The organism is Pelomonas cellulosilytica (assembly GCF_021353265.1).
Lineage (GTDB): Bacteria > Pseudomonadota > Gammaproteobacteria > Burkholderiales > Burkholderiaceae_C > Pelomonas > Pelomonas cellulosilytica.
In genome coordinates this window covers 95,229-120,224 of record NZ_JAJTWU010000009.1, presented here as the reverse complement: position 1 = coordinate 120,224, position 24,996 = coordinate 95,229, and the positions used below count along the sequence as shown (strand labels likewise).

The following is a 24,996-nucleotide window of genomic DNA, read 5'->3' as shown; positions in this document are numbered from 1 at the left end:
CAAAACGACAACAAGATGACCCTGCTCCAACTCGACCCTGCCGACCTCGACCACCGCGGCGGCCACCACACCGCCCGTGAGATCGCCCATCAGCCGGCGGTCTGGCAGACCGTGCACGACCAGCTGCAGGCCGGCCGGGCGGCACTCGATGCCTTCTTGCAGCCGCTGCTCGCGCTGCCGGACCTGCGCATCGTGCTGACCGGCGCCGGCAGCTCGGCCTTCATCGGCCAGTGCCTGGCACCGGGCCTGCTGCGCATGCTGGGCCAGCGGCCTGGCATCCGCGTCGAGGCCGTGGCCACGACGGACATCGTCTCCAGCCCCGCCGAATGTTTGCAGCCCGCCGTGCCGACGCTGCTCGTCTCATTCGCGCGCTCAGGCAACAGCCCGGAGAGCCTGGCCGCCGTCGAGCTGGCCGACCAGCTCGTGCAGCACTGCCACCACCTCGTCGTCACCTGCGCCGCGGAGGGCCAGCTCAACCGCCGCATGGCCAGCCAGGCGAACGCCCATGTGCTGCTGCTGCCCGACGAGACACATGACCGCGCCTTTGCGATGACGTCCAGCTTCAGCGGCATGCTGCTGGCCGCGGGTTGGGCGTTCGGGCTGCCACTTGCGCCGGCGACCGCGCTGGCATCCGCCGCGCAACAGCTGCTGGCCACCGAGGCCGACCGGCTCCACGCGTTGGCCGATCAGCCGTTCGAGCGCGTCGTCTACCTGGGCAGCAACGCGCTGCAGGGTCTTGCCCGCGAGGCGGCGCTGAAGCTGTTGGAGCTGACCGATGGTCAGCTGATTGCACTGGCCGACTCGCCGCTGGGCTTCCGTCATGGGCCGAAGACCATCCTCAACGACCGCACGCTGGTCGTCATCTTCCTGTCCAACGATGCCTATACCCGCCGCTACGACCTGGACCTGCTGCGCGAGCTGCGCCGGGAAGGCCGCGCCCGGGTGGTGTCGCTCAGCAGCGCAGGGCCGGACGGCATGACGCCGCTACATGCAGACGACGTGCGGGTCGCCCTGCCCCCCAACTCGCCCGACGTGGCGCTGGCGCCGATCGCACTCGTCTTCGCCCAATGCCTGGCGCTGCTGGCCTCGCTTTCGCGCGGCATCACGCCGGACAACCCCAGCGCCTCGGGCACCGTGACCCGCGTCGTCAGCGGTGTCACCATCCACCCCCTGGTTCAGCAGCAGCAATCGCACGCATGAGCGCCATGTTCCTGGGCATAGACGGTGGCGGCACCAAGACTGCCTTCGTTCTGGTGGACGCCGCCGGCCGCCTGCTCGCACGACACGAATCGACGACCAGCTACTACCTGGAGATCGGCTTCGACGCGCTGCGGGCGCTGCTGCACGACGGTGTGAAGGCCACGCTCGACCTGGCCGGCGCCCAGTCATCGGACGTGACACATGCCTTCGCCGGCCTGCCTGCGCATGGCGAAGACAGCGCGCTGCTCGCCGACTTCAGCAGCCTGCTGGAAGGAGCGCTGCCGCGGCATACCGTCGGCAACGACATGGTGTGCAGCTGGGCCGGCTCGCTGGCCGGCGCGGACGGCATCAGCCTCGTCGCCGGCACCGGCTCCATCGCCTACGGCGAATGGCAGGGCCGAAGCGCTCGCTGCGGTGGCTGGGGCGAGGTATTCGGTGATGAAGGCTCAGCGTACTGGCTGGCGCGAGAGGTGCTGGCGCTGTTCTCCCGCATGGCCGATGGCCGCACCGAACCGGGCCCGCTGCTGGCTCTGGTGCGGGAGCACTTCCAGCTGGCGCACGATCTGGACCTGTGCGCCGCCATCAACGGCAGCGCCGCGCGCAGCCGCTTCGCGCAGGCTGCGCGCCTTGCCACCACCGCAGCCCAGGCGGGTGACGCACAGGCCCGACAGTTGCTCGTGCGCGCGGGTGACGAGCTGGCGCTGCTGGCCGCCGGCACTGCCCGCTCGCTCGGACTGCCCGCCGGCGCGCCGCTCGACGTGTCGTACTCCGGCGGCGTGTTCACGGCAGGCGAGCTGGTGCTGGGGCCGTTGCAGGCCGCGCTGTCGCGCCGACAGCCCGGCGCGGTGCTGAAGCGCCCGCGCTTCGGCCCGGAAATGGGCGCCGCGCTGTACGCCGCTCGCCTGGCCGGCCAGCCGCTGCGCGGCGCGGCGCTGGGCCTGCTGCAGGGCTGACCGTGGCTGGCGCGCGACCTTCGCTCGATATCATCCGAAAGTCATCACGCCTTTCGAGTGCCATGCCAGCCGCCGTTGCCAAAGCGACAGAAAAGAAGACCGAAAGCCCTCTGCTCATCGACGAACGCCGACGCGTCATTCGCGAGCTGGTACAGACGCAGGGTCGCGTGACCGTGGACGAGCTGGCCGAGCGCTTCCACACCTCGGTCGTGACGATCCGCAGCGACCTCAACGCGCTGGCCGCCACCGGCGCCGTGCTGCGCACGCACGGCGGCGCGCTCGCGCAGCGCGACACCGAGGAAGTGCCGATCGGCGTGAAGCAGAAGCTGCGGCACGAACAGAAGGCGCGCATCGCCGCCGAGGCCGCGAAGCTGATCCGCGACGGCGAGACCATCCTGCTGGACAGCGGCTCCACGACGGAGGAGATCGCCAAGCAGATCCGCGGCCTGCGGCTCACGTCGCTGAACGTCATCACCAACGCGCTCAACATCGCCGCACTGCTGGCGACGGTGCCGCACGTCAACCTCATCATGCCGGGCGGCCAGCTGAGGCCGAACTCGTACTCGCTGTCGGGGCCCCAGGCGGTGGCGGCGCTTCAGGGGCTCTACGCCGATCGGTTGTTCCTCGGCGTGGACAGCCTGGACCCCGACATCGGCCTGATGACACCGCATCTGCTGGAAGCGCAGCTCAACGCCCAGATGATGAAGATCTCGCGGCAGGTGATCGCGGTGGCCGATGCGTCGAAGCTGATGAAGCGCAACCTGTCCGTCATTGCGCCGGTGGAGCAGCTGGACATGCTGATCACGGACAGTGGGGCGGATCAGGCAATCGTGGATCAGTTGAGGGGGCGGGGGATTGAGGTGGTGCTGGCGTAGGTCTTACTGCCCGGGCCGACCACACAGTGGGTTCGACCGAGCTGAGATCCACGCCGACCCCGACGTCGAGCGAGAAGGCCTTTTCTGTTGCACATTTTGCTCGGCGCCTTCCGGGAGTTCGGCCCGCCGTGGTGGGCTCGCAGCACCCTCAGCAACGAGCAAACGACGTTGCGGCAAACCGCAGCTGACCGCCAGAAGGGTCGCCAACGCGCTCACTCCCAGCGCAGCTGCACCACGCGGTAGCCACCACCCTTCAATGCAGACAGCAGGAACGGCAACGCCCTCGCCGTCTGATCCTGCGCATCGTGCAGCAACACGATCCCGCCGCCACTCTTGGCGAGCTGGCCCAGCAGCTTGTCGGCCAGCATCTGCGGCGTCTGGTTGGGCAGCCAGTCCTCGGCGCCGGCATCCACGGACATCACCGTCAGGCCGCGGTCCTTCAGCGCCGCGAGCAAGGCCGGAGCCTCGGCCAGGAATGGGAAGCGGTACGCCGCTGGTTCGTCACCCAGTACCTCGCGGTAGGCCGCCACCATCGCGTCCAGGTCGGCCAGTTGCGCTGCCGCGGGCATTTGGCTGAAGTTGTCGTGGCGGAAGCCGTGCATGCCGACCGAGTGCCCGGCGTCGCGCACCTGGCGCGCCGTCTCAGGATGCTGGCGCAGCGGCTCGCCGTTCATGAAGAACGTCGCCTTCACGCACTGATCCGCCAGCGCCTTCAGCACGAGCGGCGTGGACTCTGGCCGAGGGCCATCGTCGAAGGTCAGCACCACCTCCCTGGGCGCCAGGCCCGGCAGCGCAGCGTGCTGCGCCGTGCCCCAGGCGGCGGCTTCGCGCCTGAGCGTCAGCGTGCGCGAGGTACCGAGCGCGTCGGACCCGCAGGCGGGCGGTGCGGCGAAGGCCGCGGTGGTCAGGGTGGCCATGATCAGCGTCAACAGCGGTTTCATCGTCAGTGTCCTCCGGCAGGTGCGGCCTGGCCGTCGACTGCGGCCGTGTGGTCCTGCTCGTGCGGGAACGGCGCGAGCCACGCGAGGATGACCGGCGGGATGGAGAACACAAGCACCCAGCCGAAGAAGCTGACGTAGTGATGGTCCACCGCGTTCCACAGCGCGCCGCTGACGGTGCCGGTGCCCCATTTCGTCAACGCCATGACGCCGGTGGCCATCGCGTAGTGGGCCATGCGGAAGGGCCCCGGGGCGATCTGCTGCATCATGTAGAGCATGTGCCCGGTCGAGCCCATGCCGAAGCCGAACTTCTCGATCGCGACGACCAGCGCAATCGTCGTCGTGTCGGTCGGCAGCGTCTGCGCCAGGTAGAAGTAGGTCAGGTGAGGCACGTTGAGCACCAGCGCCAGCGTGAAGAAGCTGCGCGGCAGCGTGCGGCGGGCGACGAAGAAGCCGCCGACGAAGGCGCCGGCGATGAAGGTCAGCGTGCCGACCGTGCCATTGATGTGGCCCAACGCCTCGTTGTCCAGACCCAGGCCGCCGGCGGCGCGGCCGTCCAGCAGGAACAGCGGGCCGAACTTCTCGATGAAGCCCTCGCCGAAGCGGTAGAAGAAGATGACGGCCAGCATCATCCAGATCTGCGGCTTCTGGAAGAACGTGACCCAGGCCTCCGCCGTGGCCTTCAGGCCCACGGCGAGTCCCTGGCCGTGCAGCGACGACGGCGCGCCGGGCGGCAGCACACGAAGGTGGTAGGTGCCGAACAGCGCCATCGCCGCCGCGGCCAGCGACACGACGACCACCCAGCACTGCGTCCAGCTCATGCCGACGTGGTTGTGCAGGTAGCCCGTCAGCGACACGAGCAGGCCCGATGCGATGACTGCGCCCATGTTCCAGCACATGCCCTGCAGGCCGGAATAGCGGGCCTGGTCGGTCTTGTTGACCGTAGTCATGAAGACGCCGTCGGCGCAGGTGTCCTGCGTAGCCGACGCGAAGCCGACAAGCCAGAAGAACGCCAGCGACAGCTTGAAGAACCCGTCCAGTGGCAGGCACAGCGCCACGAGGCCCAGGCCCGCGGCCATCGTGAACTCCATGCTGATGACCCAGAAGCGCTTGCTGCGATAGGCCTCCAGCAGCGGCGCCCACAGCGGCTTCAACACCCAGGGCAGGTACATCTGCGACGTGTAGAGCGCGATGTCCTCGTTGGCCACGCCCAGGTTCTTGTAGATGATGGCCGCAACGACGCCCACCATCACGTTGGGCAGGCCCATGGCCAGGTAAAGCGAGGGCACCCAAGTCAGCGGGTGGCGGTGGGTCGTGGACATCGGGTCTCCGTAGGTTCTAGTGGGGTCGCGGCGTGAGCGCCTGCAGTGCCGCCGACACGTACACCAGCGGCGCATTCCAGTTGATGGCCACCTCGTTGCTTGCGTAGCTGCAGAAGTTGTCAAGGTAGCTCAGCGCTGCCTGCTTCGCCGGATAGGCCGGGCACTGCTTGGCGTCCTGCTGGCCGGGGTTGGGGCCGCCGACGAGGAAGCCAGGCACGGGGTCGTCCACGCCATCGGCCTCAGAGGGGCGGTGATGCGGGTGCATCGGCGGCCGGGCACCGAAGCCGGTCACCATGGACTGGCCCAACGGGTTGCGGCCCAGCACGTGGTCGAACAGGGCCTGCGCGGCGGCCAGCGTGTCGGGCTGCGGCTGCAGCCGGTAGCCCTGAATCAGCATCAAGGCGCGGTTGAGCACGACGGCATTGCTGCCCCACTCGTAGTCCTTGAGTCCCAGGCCCACGCCGTAGGCCGACGCCTTCCAGCCGGCCCTGAGGTCGTCGGCCAGACCGGCGACACGCTGATGCACGCGGCTGCGGTCGGCCGGAGCGAGCTTGTCGCGGTGCTGCGCGAGCGTCACCCAGGCCAACCCTTTCACGTCGCTCCAGCCGGGCACGCCGATGGCGAGCCGGTCCAGGTCGGGCCGGTAGCTGGCCTCGCCGGTGGTGACCCACAACTCGGCCCCCGCCCAGGCGAACTCGTCGGCCAGCTCGTTGTCGCCGTAGGCGCCGGTGTGGATGTCGGGCGGCTGGCGGTAGACCTCGCCGGGATGGGCGCGCGCCCAGTCCCACGAGCGGCGCGATGCGGCCAACATGCGGGCCGAGAGCCCCGGGCGCTGCTTGTCGAACGCGGCGAACACGCGGCTGGCCTGGGCCATGACAGCGGCGAAATCCAGCGCCGCCGCGGTGCTCTTCTGCACGACATAGCGCTCGGCCTTGGCGTCGGCGGGCATGACGATGCCGTCGAAGCCCGAGTTGGTGAGCTTGTGATAAACGCCGCCATCGGCCGGATCCTGCATGGCGAGCATCCATTCGAGGTTCCACAACACCTCGTCGAGCAGGTCGGGCAGGCCGTTGCCGCTCTCGGGGATGTTCAACGCACCGTCCTTGAACAGGGATGGGTAGTGCTCGTAAGCGGCCAGCAGCGTGTAGACCGTGACGCCGGAATTGACGACGTACTTGTTGTAGTCGCCCGCGTCATACCAGCCCTTGGGCGCGGCGATGACCGCCCCTTCCGGCCGTTCTGCACTGGCGGCGGAGGCATGGACGAGGACATGGTCGTCCGGGTGGCCGGCCGGCCGCGCCCAGCGACCGGCATGCTGCGGCAGCAGCGGCGAGCTGGCCCGGTTGTAGTAGTAGGCCTTGATTGCACCGGCATTCACGTCGGCATAGACGCGCTCGCCGATGTCGAAGGGCAGCGAATCGGCGAGGCCGTCCACCTGCAGCCGGTAGCGGCCTGGTGCGTGGAGCGCGGAGAAATCCGCCAGCTGCACGGCCTGGCCCGATGGCGCCCAGGTCGCCGCCGGCGTGAGGCGGCCGCGTAGCGCGACACCGCCGCCTCGCATGTCGATGACACGGAACTCGCCGGCGGCACCGGCCGGAACGGCCGCCACCTTGGCGGCCCCCGGCAGGAAGCCCAGCTGGTTCAGGGCGATGTCGGCCGCCGCCGCCGCGCCGGCGGACAGCAGCGCCGCGGCGAGCATCAAGCGGCGCATGCCGGTCACCCCCGCTGCCAGGTCAGCGAGGCGCCCTCGGCGAGCACCGGGCTGCGCTGGCCATCGACCTCCAGCGCCCAATCCCGTAGCGCGCCTTCGCCGACCTGCGCGGTGAAGCGGCTGCCTTCGCGCTTGACCGTGCCACGCGCGGCGATGCCGCCGCCCACCGCGGCCACGACGAAGCTGGCGTTGGCACCGTCCGCCAGCTCGAAGATGCGCAGCACGGTGCCACGGGCGTAGTCGTAATCGGGCCGCTCGGTCTCGACACCCCAGGCGATGACGCTGCCCGGGGCGGCGTACAGCGGCATGCTCAGGAAGTCATGCGTCTCGCGGTACCAGCGCCCGCCGGCCTTCTTCTGGCCAGACAGCAGGTGCGTCCACGCGCCGCCGCCTGCTCCGGATTCAGGCAGGTAGACCTCCACGTCGCCGGTCTCGGTGAAGACGGGCGCCACCAGCAGGCTTTCGCCCAGCTGGTATTGCCGGTCCAGCGTCGCGCAGGCCGGGTCGTCGGGGTGCTCCAGCAGCATGGCGCGCATCAGCGGCACGCCGGTCTCGGTCGCCTCATAGGCCTTGGCGAAGAGATACGGCATGAGCTGGTGCTTGAGCCGCGTGAAGACGCGCAGCACGTCGCAGCTTTCCTCGTCGACGAGCCATGGCACCCGGTAGCTGCTGCTGCCGTGCAGACGGCTGTGCGAGGACATCAGGCCGAACTGGATCCAGCGCTTGTAGACGGCCGGCGGCGGGTTGCCTTCGAAGCCACCGATGTCATGGCTCCAGAAGGCGAAGCCGCTCGTGGTCAGCGACAGGCCGCCTCGCAGACTCTCGGCCATGCTCTCGAAGGTGCTCCAGCAGTCGCCGCCCCAGTGCACGGGGAAGCGCTGGCCCGAGGCGTACGTGGAGCGGGCGAACACGATGGCGTCGCTGCCCTGCACTTCCTTGAGCAGCTCGAAGACGGCTTCGTTGTAGTGCAGCGCATAGAGGTTGTGCATCTCGACGGGGTCAGAGCCGTCGAAGTAGGTCACGCCCTCACTGGGGATGCGTTCGCCGAAGTCGGTCTTGAAGCAGTCGGCGCCGGTGGCCAGAAGCCGGCGCAGGTGGCCCTGGTACCAGGCCTTGGCCGTCGGGTTCGTGAAGTCGACGATGGCCATGCCGGGCTGCCACTGGTCGGTCTGGAAGGTGCGTCCGTCGGTGCGCTTGATGAAGTAGCCCTCACGGACGCCTTCGGCGAACAGCGGCGACTTCTGCGCCACGTACGGATTGATCCAGAGGCTGATCTTCAGGCCCTTGGCATGCAGGCGCTTGAGCATCGCCTCGGGCTCGGGGAAGCCGCGACGGTCCCATTCGAAGTCGCACCACTGGAACTCGCGCATCCAGAAGCAGTCGAAATGGAAGACCGACAGCGGCAGCTCGCGCCGGGCCATCTCGTCGATGAAGTGGGTGGCGGTGGCCTCGTCGTACTTGGTGGTGAACGACGTGGTCATCCACAGGCCGAAGCTCCACGCCGGCGGCAGCGGCGCGCGGCCGGTGAGCGCGGTCAGGCGGCTGACGACAGCCTTGGGTGTCGGGCCGGCGATGACGCAGTAGTCCAGGCTCTCGCCTTCGCGGCTGAACTGCACGCGCGCGACCTTCTCGGAGCCGACCTCGAAGGACACCGGGCCGGCTTCGTTGACAAGCACGCCGTAGCCGCGGTTGGTCAGGTAGAACGGAACGTTCTTGTAGGCCTGTTCGCAGGCGGTGCCGCCATCCTTGTTGGTGTTCTCGACGACCTGGCCGTTCTTGACCCAGGGAGTGAAGCGCTCGCCAAGGCCGTAGACGTTTTCGCCGACGGCCAGCGCGAGCTGCTCGTGGACGTGGTTGCCCTTGGCGCCCCACTGGATGTAGCCGAGGCCGCGCCAGTCGCTCCTGGTCAGCACGCGGTCACCCTCGCGGAAGACGAGGCCCCAGCCTTCGCCCTTCTTGACCTCTACGGAGATGGCGCCCGAGGTCAGGCGCGCGTGGGTGTCGGTCTGGGTGATCTGCACGGCGGGCTGCGTGGCGCCGACCATGGGGATGTGCAGGCGCGGCGCGCTGCACGCCGTGTAGTGCTCGATGCTGACGCGGATGACGCCGGGCAGCGGGGAGCTGAGCGTCACGGTCAGCGTGGGACCTTGCAGCGTGTCGCCACGGTGCTTGATGGGCCGCGTCGTGGCCAGCACGACCAGCCGGTCTTCGTGGGCTTCAACCTCGTAAGCCTCGGCCGCGTAGTGCGCGGCCACGCCGGGTTGCAGCATCCACTGTCCGTCAGTGAATTTCATGAGTTGTTTTCCTTGTGTCTCCGTGAAGGGCGTCTTGCCAGTTTGTCTTTTATGGAACGAGCAGTCAGGCCGGCGCGGGCGCCTTGACATGCCGTTGAATGTCGTTTGCGTGGTCTGGGATGCCGTCCGCGGTCTGCGCGATGGTCTGGCGCAGCCGCACGAAGCGCTGCAGCGGGGCCGCATCGTCGATCAGGATGTCCGATCTCGCGTGACTCGATGAGGAGACGCTCGCGCCGAGGCTCGCCCAAGCAGCGCGCCAGCCGCGCAGCCGCATCCAGCCGGCGGCGCCGCCGCCGTTGACGATGTTGCTAGGAGACGGGTCTGACATGGGGTATTTTGCGATTTGGCCTGACCACATCGCGGGACCCGGCGCACGCAGTCATCTTCGACTGGACCCCGTCGATTGCGCTAGGGGCTTTCACCCAATTTACTTCGTGCGACGGTCGAACTAATATGATTTAACGCTAGCCCTAGCGATCAATCAACAGGAGACACCGCTTGCAACCGGAAGCCACCGGGAGCCAGCAGCTGCTGAAGGTCATCAACCGAATGGCCCTGGTCAGGCACGTTTGTGCCCATCCGGGACTGTCGCGAGCCGACCTTGCCAGCGCTGTTGGCCTGACCAAGTCCACCGTCAGCCTGCTCGTGCGCGAGCTGGTGAACGAGGGCTGGCTGGTGGAGCGCGAGGTGATTGCAACGGGCGACCTGGGCCGCCGACCGACGCCGCTGTTCATCGACCCGGCGCGGCTCGTCCTGCTCGGCGCCGAGGTGGGCATCGAGTCGGTGCGCGTCGTCGCCACGTCGCTGACGGGCGAAGTCCGGGCGAGCGACATCGCGAGTTACGGCCGCCACCGCACCGCGGAGGCCTGTCTTGCCAGCCTGGCGGCGACGCTCGTCAAGGTCACGCAGCAACTGGAGGCCCGCCAGCAGGTGCTGGGCATCGGCGTGGGCCTGCCCGGCGGCGTGAACGAGGCGCGCGGCGTGCTGCATTTCGCGCCGAACCTCGGCTGGCGCGACCTGCCCTTCGCCGCATGGCTCGGCGAGCACCTGCGCGGTACCGCGCTCGAGGGTGTGCCGCTCTTCATTCAGAACGAGGCGGACGTCGCGGCGCTCGGCGAGCGGGAGTTCAATCCCTCACCCGCCGCCGACCCGCTGCTCTACGTCTCCATCAACCAGGGTCTGGGCGCCGGCGTCATCGTCGGCGACCGGCTGCTGACCGGCAACCGCGGTTTCGCCGGCGAGGTGGGTCACATGGTGCTACAGCTGGGCGGCCCGCGCTGCTCCTGCGGACGCCGTGGCTGTGCGGAAGCCTTGATCACGACACGCGCCATGCTGGGCACCGGCGACGGCGGAGTGACCGCGCTGCGGTCGCTGTCCGAGGTCCGAGCCCACCTACTCGACGAAGACCCCGAAACGCTGCGCACCGTGGCCTCCGCCGGCCGCTACCTCGGTGTGCTGCTGCAGAACCTGGCCACCGCCTACGACCCCGGCTGCATCGTGCTGGGAGGCGCTGCCCTGGAACTGGGCGACCCCTTCGTGGCGCCCGCCCTCGACACGCTGGCCGACTACGCCGCCGCCGCCCACCTGCCAGCCCCCACGGTGCGCACGTCCCGCTTCGGCGTGAACGCCGTGGCGGTGGGCGCCGCGGCGCTGGCCCGCTACCGGCTGACGCGCCCCGCGGTACCGCTGGCCGACAGCGGCGCCTCGCTGAACACCCCGTTCCAGGAGGCCGCCTGACGAGGCGCCTGGCCCGCCCCACCCCGCTCCCCCTCATGACACCAGGGCGCCCATCGCGCCCGCCACTGCCGAACTGACCGATGAGCTACTTCCAACACATCCCCGCGATCCGCTACGAAGGCCCCGACAGCACCAACGAGCTGGCCTTCAAGCACTACGACAAGGACCGCCTGGTGCTCGGCAAGCGCATGGAAGACCACCTGCGCTTCGCCGCCTGCTACTGGCACAACTTCGTCTGGACCGGCCTGGACCCGTTCGGCGGCGCCACCTTCGAGCGCCCCTGGTTCCAGGGCGGCAGCCCGATGGAGCTGGCCAGGCTGAAAGCCGATGCCGCCTTCGAGTTCTTCGCAAAGCTGGGCGTGCCCTACTACTGCTTCCACGACCGTGACGTCGCTCCAGAAGGCGTCACGCCGCGCGAGAGCCAGGACAACTTCAAGCGCATCGTCGATGTGCTGGCCGACAAGCAGCAGGCCACCGGGCTGAAGCTGCTGTGGGGTACGGCCAACCTGTTCAGCCACCGACGCTTCATGTCCGGTGCGGCCAGCAACCCCGACCCCGAGATCTTCAAGATGGCCGCGCTGCAGGTGCGCGACGCCATGGACGCGACGCTGGCCCTGGGCGGCGAGAACTACGTGCTGTGGGGCGGCCGTGAGGGCTACGAGACGCTGCTGAACACGCGCCTGGGCCAGGAGCTGGACCAGCTGGGCCGCTTCCTGAACCTGGTCGTCGACTACAAGCACAAGATCGGTTTCAAGGGCGCCATCCTCATCGAACCCAAGCCGCGCGAGCCGTCCAAGCACCAGTACGACTTCGACACTGCCACGGTCTACGGCTTCCTCGTGCGCTACGGCCTGGAGAAGGAAGTCAAGGTCAACATCGAGGCCAACCACGCGACGCTGTCGGGCCACAGCTTCGAGCACGAGATCGCCACGGCCGGCGCCCTGGGCATCCTCGGCAGCCTGGACATGAACCGCGGCGACCCGCAGCTGGGCTGGGACACCGACCAGTTCCCCAACAACGTGCCTGAGACGGCCATGGCGCTGTACCACGTGCTGCAGGCCGGCGGCCTGGGCTCGGGCGGGCTGAACTTCGATGCCAAGGTGCGCCGCCAGAGCATCGACGCGGCCGACCTCTTCCACGGCCACATCGGCGGCATGGACATCTGCGCCGAGGCGCTGCTCATCGCCGAAAAGATGATCGTGGACGGCCGGCTCAAGGCCGCCGTCGACACCCGCTACGCCGGGTGGGACACGCCCGCCGGCCAGGACATCCTGAATGGCCGTCGCGGCCTGGCCGAGCTGGCCGACGACGTACTGACCCGCAACACCGACGTGGCCCCGGTCTCCGGCCGCCAGGAGGTGCTGGAGAACCTGTTCAACCGGCTTTGCCGCTGACGCGCCATCACCGCGCCGTGAGGAACACCGCCGCCTCACGGGCCAACGCCTCAAGGCGATGTTGAGCCCTTCGTTGCCGAGAACGCAGCAGTCCCCATAAACCAGACCCGTCCCGCGAGGACACCTAGAGGAGACACCGTGAGAAAGCACCAGAAAACCATCATTTCCCTGGCGGCAGCCCAGGCCGCGCTGCTCAGCAGCGGCTTGGCGCTGGCGCAGTCCGCCCCCGCGCCGGACGCCAAGTCGCAACAGCTCGAGACCGTTGTCGTCTCCGGCCGCCGCGCGGCGCTGCAATCCGCGCAGAAGATCAAGCAGAACGCGGACGAAGTTGTCGACTCCGTCAACGCCGACGACATCGGCAAGCTGCCCGACCGCTCCGTCACGGAAGTGCTGCAGCGCATCGTCGGTGTGACCATCGACCGCACGATGGCCAAGGGCGACCCCGAGCACTACTCGGTCGAAGGCTCCAGCGTGAACATCCGCGGCCTCTCCTATGTCCGCTCCGAGGTGAACGGCCGCGACACCTTTTCGGCCAACGGTGGCCGCGCGCTGAACTTCGAAGACGTGCCCCCCGAGCTGATGGCCGGCGTGGACGTCTACAAGAACCCCTCGGCGGCACAGGTGGAAGGCGCCGTCGGCGGCTTGGTCAACCTGCGCACCGCCATGCCGTTCGACTACGCCGGTCTGAAGGGCGCGATCTCGGTCAGCGGAAACTACAACGACCTGCAGGGCAAGTGGAGCCCCGCGACATCCGGCCTGCTGTCCAACCGCTGGAAGACCGACATCGGTGAGTTCGGCGCGCTGCTGAGCCTGGCGCGCAGCAAGACGACAACGCGCACCGACCTGTGGCAGGTCGAGCCCTACTACAACATCGACGGCTCGCACTGGGTGCCGAAGGGCGCGCAGTGGCGCGACTCGAACTTCGACCGCACCCGCGAGGGCACCTATGGTGCACTGCAGTGGCGCAAGGATGACATCAGCAGCTCGCTGACCTACTTCGAGTCCAAGTACCGCATGCACTGGGACGAGAACGCGCTGTTCGCCCAGTCCACGCCTGCCAACATCAAGATCTCCAGCGACGCCACGTACGGCAACAACGGCCAGCTGCTCACCGGCACGCTGACCGACCCGACCGACGGCGGCATCAACTTCGGCGCCGACACGCGCTACATGACACGTAACTCCCGCACCCGCGACCTGGGCTGGAACCTGAAATGGAAGGCCAGCGACCGCTGGAGCTTCAGCACCGACCTGCAGATCGTCAAGTCCAAGACCAATGCCTTCGACTCCACCGTCGCGACGGGGCTGCAGATGCCCAAGGAGACGCTGGACCTGACCGGCTCGACGCCGCGCGTCGTCTTCGACGCCTCGGACCTCGCCGCGCTGCAAGACAAGGGGAACTACTACTGGGCATTCACCATGGAGCACCTGGACCGCAGCAAAGCGGACTCCAAGGTTTGGCGCGCCGATGCCAAGTTCGACTTCGACCACCCGGTGCTGCAGGACCTGCAGTTCGGCGTGCGCCTGACCGACAACAGCGCGACGACCGTCAAGTCTTCGCCCGACTACAACTGGGCCGCCATCACCCAGACCTGGCAGCAGGGCTGGGACATCAACCACGTCGCTCGCCTCAACGACCCCCGCTTCAACGCGCCGGTGACGCTGCACCAGTTCAAGAACTTCTTCGGCGGCCAGAGCGTTCCGCCAGTCTACGTGCCCGACGTGTCGCTGGCCCAGGGCTACCCGGACAGCTACGCCACGCTACACAAGTACCACGACGTGCTGTGCGCCGAGCAGCACAACGGTGACGCGTCATCCTGCAGCGCCTGGACGCCGGCCACCTTCGGCACCGACCCGCAAGGCACGAACGAACAGCACGAGAAGACCCAGGCCGTTTACGGGCAGCTCCGTTTCGGCTGGGAGGACCAGCCGCTTCCGGTGGACGGCAACATCGGCCTGCGCGTCGTCCGCACGGACATGAAGGCCAACGGCTACATGGTCTTCAAGACCAACAAGCCCACCGTCGAATCCGGCTACACGCTGGGCGGCGTGCCCATCCCCACGGTCTCTCCGTTCTCGAACCCGGTCATCGCAAGCCGGACGTACACCAACGTCCTGCCAAGCCTGAACCTGCGCATGAAGGCCAGCGACCAGCTGCAATTCCGCCTGGCTGCCGCGCAGGCGATCTCGCGGCCTGACTTCTCGCAGCTGCAGGCCTACACCTCGCTGTCGCTGGACACCACCCAGCACACGGACACCGTCAACAAGACGGTGATCGTCGACAGTGTGGCCCTCACGGGCTCCGCCACCGGCAACCCGATGCTCAAGCCCGTGCGGTCCAACCAGCTGGACCTGACCGGCGAGTGGTACTTCTCCAAGACGGGCTCCCTGACGGTTGCGGTGTTCGACAAGGAACTCAAGGACATCATCGTGGGCCAGTCGGCCAACGTGCAGCTGAAGGACGGCAGCGGCAACCCGGTGACCTTCACGATCACCTCGCCGGTCAACGGCGCCAAGGGTCATGCCCGTGGCCTGGAGATCGCCTTCCAGCGCTACCTCGACATGCTGCCCGGCTGGTTGTCCGGCATCGGCGTGCAGGCCAACTACACCTACGTTGACAGCAAGACCAAGCCTTACGCTCCCGTCTACAGCGCCTACTGCTCCGGCACCAGCACCGGCGCGTCCAACTTCAACCTGAACACCAACGGTTGCGACACCGACGGCCGCACCTTCGGCAACCTGCCGCTGCAGAACCTGTCCAAGAACGCGTACAACCTGGCGCTGCTGTATGACTACGGCCCGATCTCGGCGCGAGTGGCCTACAGCTGGCGCTCCAGGTACCTGCAGGGCGTCAACGTCAACGGCACCAACGGCGGCGACGGCCAACTGCCCAACAACGGCGGTGGCGTGGCCTGGGCGCTGCCGACCTGGAGCGACGCGTACGGGCAAGTCGATGCCGGCGTCACCTACCGCTTCAACGACAACTTCAGCCTCAGCCTGGAAGGGCAGAACCTGAACAACTCGCTGGCCCGGCAGCTGATGCAGCAACACATCGGCTTCATGACCCGCGCAGTCAACTACACCGGCCGCCGCTACTCGGTGCAAGCCAGCTACTCCTTCTGACCTGGCGCTGGCATCCTCCGGCGGCCTATTCAGCCGCCGGAGTTCCCTTTGCACCACCGACACCCCATGCAAACCCGACCCTTCCATGCCCTGGCCGGGCTGGCACTCGCCGGCCTGCTGCTCTCGCAGTCTGCGCTCGCTGCCGAACTGCCCCGCCTCGCCTCGCGTGACGGCCACCACGCGCTGCTTGTCGATGGCAAGCCCTTCCTGATCCTTGGCGCCCAGGCGCACAACTCCAGCAACTACCCCGGCGCGCTCAAGCCCGTCTGGGCCGCTGCCAACGATCTGAAGGCCAACACAGTGCTGATGCCGGTGGCCTGGGAGCAGGTCGAGCCGGTGGAGGGAACGTTCGACTTCAGCTTCGTCGACACGCTGGTGAACGAAGCGCGCCAGCAGAAGAAGCACCTTGTCATTCTGTGGTTCGGCACGTGGAAGAACACCAGCGCCCAGTACACGCCGGCCTGGGTCAAGCTCGACCCGCAGCGCTTCCCCTTCAACGTGGACGCGGACGGCAAAGCGAACTACAGCCTCAGCCCCTTCGGTGCCGAGACGCTGAAGGCCGACAAGCGCGCCTTCGTCGCGCTGATGACGCACCTGAAGAAGATCGACGGCGACAAGCACACCGTGCTGATGGTGCAGGTCGAAAACGAGGTCGGCACCTACGGGCTGGTGCGGGACTTCGGCCCGGCCGCGCAGGCCGCATTCGAGCAGCCCGTGCCAGCCACCGTGCTGGCACGCAAGAAGCCGGTGGCCAAGGCCTCGGGCAGCTGGCGCGAGGTCTACGGCGACTACGCCGACGAGTACTTCCACGCCTGGGCCATCGCGCGCTACATCAACGAGATCGCCACGGCTGGCCGCGCTGTCTACAACCTGCCGATGTACGTCAACAACGCACTGCGCGATCCGCTGGAGCAGCCACCCAAGCCCTGGAACAAGAACTTCGCCAGCGGCGGCCCGACGTGGGACGTCATTGACATCTACAAGGCCGCGGCGCCGGCAATCGACATTGCCAGCCCCGACATCTATGCGCCAGAGTCTGAGCAGGTGAACGCCAACCTGCGCTTGTTCGGCCGCTCTGACAACCCGCTGTGGGTCCCGGAGATCGGCACCAAGCCGGCCTACGGCCGCTACCTGTGGGCGATGCTGGGCCGCGGCGCCATCGGTGTATCGCCCTTCGGCATCGACTACTTCGACTACAGCAACCACCCGCTCGGCTCCACCGAGACCGACAAGCGCATCGTCGAGCCGTTCGAGCCCGTCTACCGCATGTTCGCGCCCATGCAGCGGCTGTGGGCGCAATGGGCCTTCGAGGGCCGCACGCAGGGTGTGGCCGAAGCCGACGACCGCAAGCCGCAGCAGCTGGACTTCCCCGGCTGGACGGCCAAGATGACCTACCGGCTCGGGCGCTTCGGCGAATCGAGCTGGGGAGGCGAATTCGCCAAACCTGCAGCCGGCACGGAAGAGCCACGCGGCGGCGCTGCCCTCGCTCAGATCGGCCCCGACGAGTTTGTCATCATCGGCCAGCGCGTGCGCGTGCGCATGGAGCCGGCCGAAGGCACTCGCGGCATGCTGCTGCGCGCGGAACAGGGCCGGTTCGACGACCAGGGCCGCTGGGTCATGGAGCGGGTGTGGAACGGCGACCAGGTGGACTACGGCCTGAACCTGCCGGCCGAGCCTGTAATGCTGAAGGTCCGGATGGGGCGGCCGAAGTAAGTCGGCTGCCGGCGGCAGCGGGTCGACACCCGCTGCGCGCCGATCCGCTGACACGCCACCGACCACGTCTTCCGCTTTCGCCGTTCCCGGCCCGAGCCCTTCGCCCCTTCAGGCCCTGCCGACGCCACCTCGCAACGACCCATGACCTCCCTGACCTACGCCAGCCCCTTCCCCACCGACTTCGTCTTCGGCGTCGCCGCCGCCTCTGCCCAGATTGAGGGCGCCGCCTTCGAGGACGGTAAGGGCGAGTCCATTTGGGACCGCTTCTCGCGCACTCCCGGCAAGGTGCACGGTGGCGACACGCTCGACGTGGCCTGCGACCACTACCACCGCTTCGACGAGGACTTCGCGCTGATGGCGTCGCTCGGCGTCAAGCACTACCGGTTGTCCATCGCCTGGCCGCGCCTGTACCCGAACGGTGACGGCGAGCTGAACCCCGCGGGCATCGCCTTCTACCGCCGGCTCTTCGCCAGCATGAAGAAGCACAGCATCCAGCCCTGGGTGACGCTGTTTCACTGGGACCTGCCGCAGAGCCTCGAAGACCGCGGCGGCTGGACCTCACGCGTCACGGTCGACGCCTTCGCGCGCTATGCCGACACGGTCGTCAAGACCTTTGCCAATGACGTGAAGCACTGGATCACGATGAACGAGATCCGCTGCTTCACGCAACTGGCCTACGGGGTCGGCACGAAGGCGCCGGGCCGCAAGGAGAGCGCCAAGATCGTCAACCAGACCTTCCACCACGCGCTGCTGTGCCACGGCCACGGCGTACGGGCGGTGCGCGAGTTCGGTGGCGGGGACGCCGTCGTGGGCCTGACGGACAACTGCGACGTCTGCGTGCCCGTCACCGAGACGCCCGAGGACATCGCCGCGGCCAGGGCCTGGTTCCTGGAGAAAAACGCGCATGTGCTGGGCGCGATGCACGCCGGGCGTTATCCCGACGACTACCTCGCCCGCGTCGGCGCCGATGCGCCGGACGTGCAGCCCGGGGACTTCGACCTCATCAGCCTGCCCACCGACCACCTGGGCCTGAACGTCTATACCGGCACCTATGTGCGCGCCGGCCGCGACGGCGCGGCCTACGAGGTGCTGGACAACCCGGTCAGCTACCCGCGCGCCGACAGCGTGTGGCTGCGCCTGGTGCCACAGTCCATCTACTGGGCCACCCGCTTCGCGGCCGAGTGCTACGGCCACCAGACGCTCTACATCACCGAGAACGGCTGCGGCTACGACGACGAGCCGGTTGTACGTGGCGAGGTCTTCGACCTGCACCGCCGCGACTTCCTGCGCAACCACCTGCGCGAAGCCCACCGCGCGATTGCCGACGGTGTGCCACTGAAGGGCTACTTCCTGTGGAGCTTCATCGACAACTACGAGTGGGAGGACGGCTACCAGCGCCGCTTCGGCATCGTCCACTGCGACTACGAGACGCTGGTGCGCACGCCCAAGCTCTCGGCGCGGTACTACGCCCGGGTCATGCAGGAGCGCAAGATTCTGTGAGCCCCGCGCCTGCCCGCGCCCCGCTGGACGTGCGCGACGTCAGTCGGTTTGCCTCGGGCCCGGCTTGGGGGCGGCCCGGCGCTCGGCTCGCACATGCACGCACGGGACAGCGCAACCCGCCTATATTCCTCGCGCCGCCGCGGGCCTGTCGCTCGCCTAGCAGCCTAACGAGGAAACCAAGATGACTTCGCCCCGCTCCCCTCGCCGTCGCCAGCTCTTCGCCGCCGCCGCGCTGCCCGCCCTGGCTCCCGCAGCATTCGCCGCCACGCCGCCCAAGCGCCCCGCGCCGGGGGCCGCGCCGCTGGGCTATGCCAGCGCCTTTCCGGCCGACTTCGTCTTCGGAGTCGCTGCGGCGTCGGCACAACTGGAAGGCGCGGCCTTCGAGGATGGCAAGGGCGAGTCCGTCTGGGACCGCTTCAGCCGCATCCCCGGCAAGGTGCACAACGGCGATACGCCGGATGTCGCCTGCGACCACTACCACCGCTTCGACGAGGACTTCGCGCTGATGGCCTCGCTGGGGATCAAGACCTACCGGCTGTCCATCGCCTGGCCACGCATCTACCCGAACGGGGACGGCGAGGTGAACCCCAAGGGGCTGGACTTCTACCGGCGCCTGTTCGCCAGCATGAAGAAGCACGGCATCGAGCCCTGGGTGACGATGTTTCATTGGGACCTGCCCCAGGCCTTGGAGGACCGCGGAGGCTGGACCTCGCGGGTGACCGTCGACGCGTTCGGCCGCTACGCCGACACCATCGTCAAGGCCTTTGCGCAAGACGTGAAGCACTGGATCACGCTCAACGAGATCCTGTGCTTCACGTTGCTGGGCTACGGCACAGGCACCAAGGCGCCGGGCCGCAAGGAGTCGCCCAAGGTTGTCAACCAGACCTACCACCATGCGCTGCTGTGCCATGGCCATGGCGTGCGGGCGGTGCGGCAGTTTGGCGGCAAGGGCGCCATCGTGGGTTTGACCGACAACTGCGCCGTGGCCGTGCCGGTAACGGAGACGCCGGCCAACATCGCCGCAGCCAAGGCCTGGTTCGAGGACCGGAATGCGCAGGTGCTCGGCGCCATCCATGCCGGCAAGTACACGGCGAACTTCCTCGCCCGCGTCGGCGCCGATGCACCCGACGTGCAGCCCGGCGACTTCGGGTTGATCAGCCTGCCCACCGACTTCCTTGGTCTCAACATCTACAGCGCCACCTACGTGCGCGCCGGCAGGAACGGCGCAGCCTACGAGTCACTGCCCCATCCAACGAACTACCCGCGTGCCGACAGCGTGTGGCTGCGTCTGGTACCGCAGTGCATCTACTGGGGCACGCGCCTGGCGGCCGAGTGCTACGGCCACAAGGCCGTCTACATCACCGAGAACGGCTGCGGCTACGACGACGAGCCGGTCGTGAACGGTGAAGTGCTGGACCTGCACCGCCGCGACTACCTGCGCGGCCACCTGCGCGAGGCCCACCGTGCGATTGGCGACGGCGTGCCGCTGAAGGGCTACTTCCTGTGGTCCTTCATCGACAACTACGAGTGGGAAGACGGCTACCAGCGCCGCTTCGGCATCGTCCACTGCGACTACCAGACGCAGGTGCGCACACCCAAGTTGTCGGCCCACTACTACTCCGACGTCATCCGAGAGCGACGAATCCTGTGAACACCAGCACCCTCCATGCCGCTGCGGCGGCGCCTGCGGCCAGCGCCCGTCTGCCCCTGCGGCAGAAGATCGGCTTCGGCCTCGGCTCCATCCTCGACATGTGGGGGCACTGGCTCTATGCCTCGCTCGCGTTCCAGGTGTTCAACATCTACCTGGGCGTGGCGCCCGGGCTGATCTCCACCGTCCAGGCGATCAAGATCGTCATCGACGCTGGCTCGGACGCCGTCTTCGGCTGGCTGTCCGACAACACCCGCACCCGCTACGGCCGCCGCCGGCCCTTCATCCTGGTCGGCGGCGTGCTGGCCGGGATCGGACTGCCGCTGATGTTCGCGGTGGGCAAGGGCTGGACCGACACGCAGTACTTCATGTTCATGCTGATCAGCATGATCATCTACGTGCCGGTGATGAGCTGCTTCAACATGCCGTGGGTCAGCCTCGGCGCGGAGATGACGCCCGACTATCACGAGCGCACCTCCGTGATGGCGGTGCGCAACGCGATCCAGAAGGCGCCGGAACTGGCGATGTTCTTCGCCGCGCAGTTCACGACGCTGTCCATCTTCAACGACGTAGACGGCAAGCCCGACATCCTGCGTGGAGCGCAGACCTACACCGCCATCCTCGGGGCCATCATGGTGGCGGTGTCCATCGCCATCTTCCTGCTGGTGCGCGAGCGCTACTACGAGAAGCTCGTGGCCCGCACGCAGACGCACATCCCGCTGGCCGACACGCTGTGGCGCACGCTGCGCTGCCGGCCCTTCCGCACGGTGCTGACTATGTCGCTGGCCTACAGCATCGGCACGGCGATGGTGGGCGCCCTGGGCTACTACGCGACCGTCTACTACGTCTGCAAGGGCGACGTCGTGCTCGCCACCAAATGGAACACCGCGATGGGCCTGGCCGGCATGGCCTTCGGCTTCGCGGGCATCCCGTTCTTCTCGTGGATCGCGCGGCGCTTCGGCAAGCGCACGGGCCTGGCCTGCGTGCTGACGCTGGCCATCTGCGCCTTCATCGGCGACTGGTGGCTGTACGACCCGGAGCGCCCGGCCCTGCAGTTGCTGGCCTGCGGCTTCGTTGCCTTCACCGGCGCCGGCTTCTGGACGCTGTATGCCGCCACCATCGGCGATGTCGTGGACTACGACGAGGCCGAGACCGGCCAACGCCGAGAGGGTTCGTTCTCGGCATGCCAGTCGTGGATCTCCAAGGTGGGCATCGCGCTGGGCGTGGGCGCCTCGGGCTGGATTCTGCAGTTCACGGGCTTCGATGCGAAGCAGGCCGTGCAGACACCCGAGTCGCTGTTCTGGATCCGCATCCTGCTGTCGGGCATCCCGGTCATCGGCCTCGTACTCGCACTGATCGCCATCCTGCGCTTCCCTCTTACCGAAGGCCGCATGCTGCAGATTCGCGAGCAGCTAGAAGCGACCCGGGGGAAAGTATGAACGTCAACCGCCGCATGGCGGTGCAGGCCGCCCTCGCTGGCGCATCGCTGCCCGCCATGGCCGCGCCGCGCTTCGGCTTCGGCATCGAGGGCCAGCGCACGGCCGACCTGGGCGACGGCACCTTCATGAACCCGATCGTCGCAGGCGACCACGCCGACCCCACCATCCTGAAGGACGGGGCCGACTACTACATGACGTTCTCGTCCTTCCAGTCCTACCCGGGCGCCGTCATCTGGCACTCGATGGACCTGGTGAACTGGACGCCCATCACCGCAGCGTTGACCCAGCCGATCGGCACTGTCTGGGCCATGGACCTGATCAGGCATAAAGGCCGCTACTACCTCTACATCCCGGTGTTGCAGGATGCGGGCACCGGCATCTACGTCATCCACGCCGACGACATCCGCGGGCCGTGGAGCGCCCCGATCGACCTGAACGTGCCGGGCTGCATCGACCCCGGCCATGTGGTCGGCGAGGATGGCCGGCGCTACCTGTTCGTCAACGGCGGCCGGCGCATCCGGCTCAAGGACGACGGCCTCACCACCGATGGCCCGCTGGAGAACAACGCCTGGAGGCCTTGGCAGTACCCCAAGGACTGGGTCGTCGAGATGTTCGCGCCCGAGGGGCCCAAGCTGTTCCGCCGCGGCGAGTGGTTCTACTTGATCAGCGCCGTCGGCGGCACCGCCGGGCCGCCCACCAGCCACATGGTCACCGTGGCCCGCTCGCGCTCCGTGCACGGACCGTGGGAAGACGCCCCGAACAACCCCATCGTGCGCACGCAAAGCATCAACGAGCCCTGGTGGTCGCGTGGCCACGCCAGCGTCGTCGAAGGACCGGCGGGCGACTGGTGGATGGTCTACCACGGCTACGAAAACGGCATGCGCACGCTGGGCCGCCAGGCGCTGCTGGAGCCGGTCGAGTGGACGAGGGACGGCTGGCTACGCGCCAAGGGCGGCACGCTGGACAGGCCGCTGCCCAAGCCGCGCGGCGGCAAGGCCAGCCCGGCCGGCTTCGCGCTGTCCGACGATTTCTCATCGGGCAAGCTGGGCCTGCAATGGGCCTTCCACGCGCCCGGGCCCGAAGAAGCGAAGCGCCTGCGCTTCGAGGACAAGTCACTCGTCATCCGCGGCAAGGGCAAGGCGCTGCCCGATTCCTCGCCGCTGACCTGCGCGACGGGCGACCGCAGCTACGAGGTCACCGTCGACCTGGAGATCACGGGCGACGGCCACGGCGGCCTGGCGCTGTTCTACGAGGAGCGCGGCCATGTCGGCATCGGCTTCAGCACGACGCAGATGCTGACCTACGGCTACGGCCAGGAGCACCGGTGGATGCGCCAGGACGTGGCCACACACCGTGTGCTCATCCGCATGGCCAACCGCGAGAACGTCGTCACCTGGCACACCTCGCACGACGGTGGCAAGACCTGGACCCAGCACTCCTGGCAGATGGAGGTCTCGGGCCTGCATCACAACGTGTTCGGCGGCTTCGTGAGCCTGCGACCCGCGCTGTTCAGCGCCGGCCAGGGCGAAGTCCGCGCCCGCAACTTTGTCTATCGAGGACTCACCGCATGACTTCCCACCGTCGCCGCCAACTGCTCGCCGCCGCCGCTTCGCTGCCTCTCGTGCCCACCGCCATGGCCGCCACGCAACCCCGGCGCATCGTGCTCGACGTCGCTGAGGCCAAGGAGCCGCTGGACCGCTTCTTCGACCACTGCGTGGGCGCCGACTATCCTGGGACGACCTACCGCCACGATGCACTCGCACAGCTGAAGACGACGGTGGACGAACTGGGCTTTCGCTACCTGCGCTTCCACGCCATCTTCCACGACGTCTTCAAGACGGTCACGCGCGACGCCGCCGGCAAGCTGGTCTTCGACTTCACCGGCATCGACAAGCTCTACGACGCAATGCTGGCGCGCCGCATCAAGCCCTTCGTCGAGCTGGGCTTCACGCCGCTGGCGCTGAAGACCTCGGACAACAAGATCTTCTACTGGGAGGGCAACACCTCCCACCCGCAGCCGGACGGCTGGGTGCAGCTGATCGACGCCTTCATCCGCCACCTGCTGGACCGCTACGGCGCGCCCGAGGTGCACGACTGGTACTTCGAGGTCTGGAACGAACCCAACCTCGACGGCTTCTGGGAGAAGGCCGATCAAAAGGCCTACTTCGACCTCTACACCCGCACCGCCAAGACCATTAAGGCCATCAGCCCGCTGTTGCGCGTGGGTGGCCCGTCCACGGCCGGTGCAGCCTGGGTGCCGGAATTCCTGGCGCACGCCAAGGCCACCGCCACCCCGGTGGACTTCATCACGACACACACCTATGGCGTCGACGAAGGCTTCCTCGACGAGTTCGGCAAGGAAGACCGCAAACTATCCAAGTCGCCGGATGCCATCGTGGGCGACGTGCGCCGGGTGCGCAAGGAAATTGAGGCCTCCCACCTGCCGGGCCTGCCGCTGTTCTTCACCGAGTGGAGCACCAGCTACAACCCGCGCGACTTGGTGCACGACTCCTACATGAGCGCGCCTTACGTGCTGACCAAGCTGAAGCAGACCCAGGGCCTGGCCCAACACATGAGCTACTGGGTCTACAGCGACCTGTTCGAGGAGCCAGGCCCGCCGGACGCCCCCTTCCACGGCGGCTTCGGCCTGATGACGCGCGAGGGCATCCGCAAGCCGGTGTGGTTCGCCTACCGCTACCTGGCGCAGTTGCAGGGCAGGGAGGTGCCGACGAGCGACGGCTTCACCTGGGCCGCCACCGATGGCCAGCAACTGCAGGCCATCGTCTGGGACTGGCGCAACCCGGAGCAGAAGGTCAGCAACCGCAGCTTCTTCGGCAAGGTACGGCCGGCGCGAGACGTCGGCAGCACCACGGTGGAGCTGCGCCACCTGCCGCCAGGCACCTACCGGCTCACGCAACGCCGTACCGGCTTCGAGGCGAACGACGCGCACACCGCCTACCTGAAGATGGGCTCACCGAAGGATCTCGACGCCCGCCAGCTCGCCCAGCTGCAAGGCCTCACGACCGACCAGCCCGAGGTGCAACGCGAGATCCGCGTCGGCGCGAACGGCGCCGCCACAGTCACACTGAAGATGCGCAGCCACGACGTGGTGCTGCTGAGCCTGCGGAAGCTGCCGGCCTGAAGCGGCA

At 67.9% G+C, this 24,996-nt stretch carries 17 protein-coding genes; 12 read left to right on the top strand and 5 right to left on the bottom strand.

Annotated features, from left to right (window positions below; translation table 11 throughout):
* Nucleotides 1-15: 15 nt before the first annotated feature.
* The 3 genes from LXT13_RS21490 to LXT13_RS21480 all read left to right on the top strand — a co-directional run bounded on the left by LXT13_RS21490 (nt 16) and on the right by LXT13_RS21480 (nt 3,028).
* Nucleotides 16-1,200, top strand: coding sequence for an SIS domain-containing protein (locus LXT13_RS21490; protein ID WP_233374364.1), 1,185 nt, complete (start codon nt 16-18; stop codon nt 1,198-1,200).
* A complete protein-coding gene (locus tag LXT13_RS21485) occupies nt 1,197-2,153 on the top strand; it encodes a BadF/BadG/BcrA/BcrD ATPase family protein (RefSeq protein WP_233374363.1) in 957 nt (318 codons plus the stop codon). The genes LXT13_RS21490 and LXT13_RS21485 overlap by 4 nt, the downstream gene beginning before the upstream one ends.
* 62 nt (nt 2,154-2,215) lie before the next feature.
* Nucleotides 2,216-3,028, top strand: coding sequence for a DeoR/GlpR family DNA-binding transcription regulator (locus LXT13_RS21480; RefSeq protein ID WP_233374362.1), 813 nt, complete (start codon nt 2,216-2,218; stop codon nt 3,026-3,028).
* A gap of 212 nt (nt 3,029-3,240) precedes the next feature.
* Here the strand turns inward: LXT13_RS21480 and LXT13_RS21475 are convergent, their stop codons facing one another.
* The 5 genes from LXT13_RS21475 to LXT13_RS21455 form a co-directional block, all read right to left on the bottom strand.
* Complete coding sequence (locus tag LXT13_RS21475) at nt 3,241-3,969, bottom strand: polysaccharide deacetylase family protein (protein WP_233374361.1); 729 nt, start codon at nt 3,967-3,969, stop codon at nt 3,241-3,243.
* Between the two features lie 2 nt (nt 3,970-3,971).
* Complete coding sequence (locus LXT13_RS21470) at nt 3,972-5,288, bottom strand: MFS transporter (RefSeq protein WP_233374360.1); 1,317 nt, start codon at nt 5,286-5,288, stop codon at nt 3,972-3,974.
* A gap of 16 nt (nt 5,289-5,304) precedes the next feature.
* Entirely contained in the window at nt 5,305-6,999 is a 1,695-nt protein-coding gene (locus LXT13_RS21465; protein WP_233374359.1) for a glycoside hydrolase family 9 protein, read from the bottom strand.
* A 5-nt stretch (nt 7,000-7,004) separates the two neighbouring features.
* Nucleotides 7,005-9,293, bottom strand: coding sequence for an alpha-xylosidase (yicI, locus tag LXT13_RS21460; RefSeq protein WP_233374358.1), 2,289 nt, complete (start codon nt 9,291-9,293; stop codon nt 7,005-7,007).
* A gap of 64 nt (nt 9,294-9,357) precedes the next feature.
* A complete protein-coding gene (locus LXT13_RS21455) occupies nt 9,358-9,621 on the bottom strand; it encodes a hypothetical protein (protein ID WP_233374357.1) in 264 nt (87 codons plus the stop codon).
* A gap of 170 nt (nt 9,622-9,791) precedes the next feature.
* On the opposite strand from LXT13_RS21455, the gene LXT13_RS21450 reads away from it, so the two are divergent.
* From LXT13_RS21450 to LXT13_RS21410, 9 genes are all read left to right on the top strand, one after another.
* On the top strand, nt 9,792-11,030 hold the full coding sequence (locus tag LXT13_RS21450; RefSeq protein WP_233374356.1) for an ROK family transcriptional regulator: 1,239 nt from the start codon (nt 9,792-9,794) through the stop codon (nt 11,028-11,030).
* An 80-nt stretch (nt 11,031-11,110) separates the two neighbouring features.
* Nucleotides 11,111-12,424: a xylose isomerase gene (gene xylA, locus LXT13_RS21445; protein WP_233374355.1), complete on the top strand. Its 1,314-nt coding sequence runs from the start codon at nt 11,111-11,113 to the stop codon at nt 12,422-12,424.
* A gap of 138 nt (nt 12,425-12,562) precedes the next feature.
* The gene (locus LXT13_RS21440) at nt 12,563-15,547 is read left to right on the top strand and encodes a TonB-dependent receptor (RefSeq protein ID WP_233374354.1); all 2,985 of its coding nucleotides are present in this window, start codon (nt 12,563-12,565) and stop codon (nt 15,545-15,547) included.
* Nucleotides 15,548-15,613: 66 nt separating this feature from the next.
* Nucleotides 15,614-17,260: a DUF5597 domain-containing protein gene (locus LXT13_RS21435; RefSeq protein WP_233374353.1), complete on the top strand. Its 1,647-nt coding sequence runs from the start codon at nt 15,614-15,616 to the stop codon at nt 17,258-17,260.
* Nucleotides 17,261-17,401: 141 nt separating this feature from the next.
* Nucleotides 17,402-18,760 (top strand): GH1 family beta-glucosidase, encoded by a 1,359-nt coding sequence (locus LXT13_RS21430; protein WP_233374352.1) that lies wholly within the window; start codon nt 17,402-17,404, stop codon nt 18,758-18,760.
* Nucleotides 18,761-18,941: 181 nt separating this feature from the next.
* Nucleotides 18,942-20,411, top strand: a complete 1,470-nt coding sequence (locus LXT13_RS21425) for a GH1 family beta-glucosidase (RefSeq protein ID WP_233374351.1) — start codon at nt 18,942-18,944, stop codon at nt 20,409-20,411.
* The gene (locus tag LXT13_RS21420; RefSeq protein ID WP_233374350.1) at nt 20,408-21,847 is read left to right on the top strand and encodes an MFS transporter; all 1,440 of its coding nucleotides are present in this window, start codon (nt 20,408-20,410) and stop codon (nt 21,845-21,847) included. The genes LXT13_RS21425 and LXT13_RS21420 overlap by 4 nt, the downstream gene beginning before the upstream one ends.
* Nucleotides 21,844-23,418 carry a family 43 glycosylhydrolase gene (locus LXT13_RS21415; protein ID WP_233374349.1) on the top strand — a complete coding sequence of 525 codons (1,575 nt, stop codon included), beginning with the start codon at nt 21,844-21,846 and terminating at the stop codon, nt 23,416-23,418. The genes LXT13_RS21420 and LXT13_RS21415 overlap by 4 nt, the downstream gene beginning before the upstream one ends.
* Nucleotides 23,415-24,989 (top strand): GH39 family glycosyl hydrolase, encoded by a 1,575-nt coding sequence (locus LXT13_RS21410; RefSeq protein WP_233374348.1) that lies wholly within the window; start codon nt 23,415-23,417, stop codon nt 24,987-24,989. Before LXT13_RS21415 ends, LXT13_RS21410 begins: the two co-directional genes overlap by 4 nt.
* Nucleotides 24,990-24,996 lie beyond the last annotated feature (7 nt).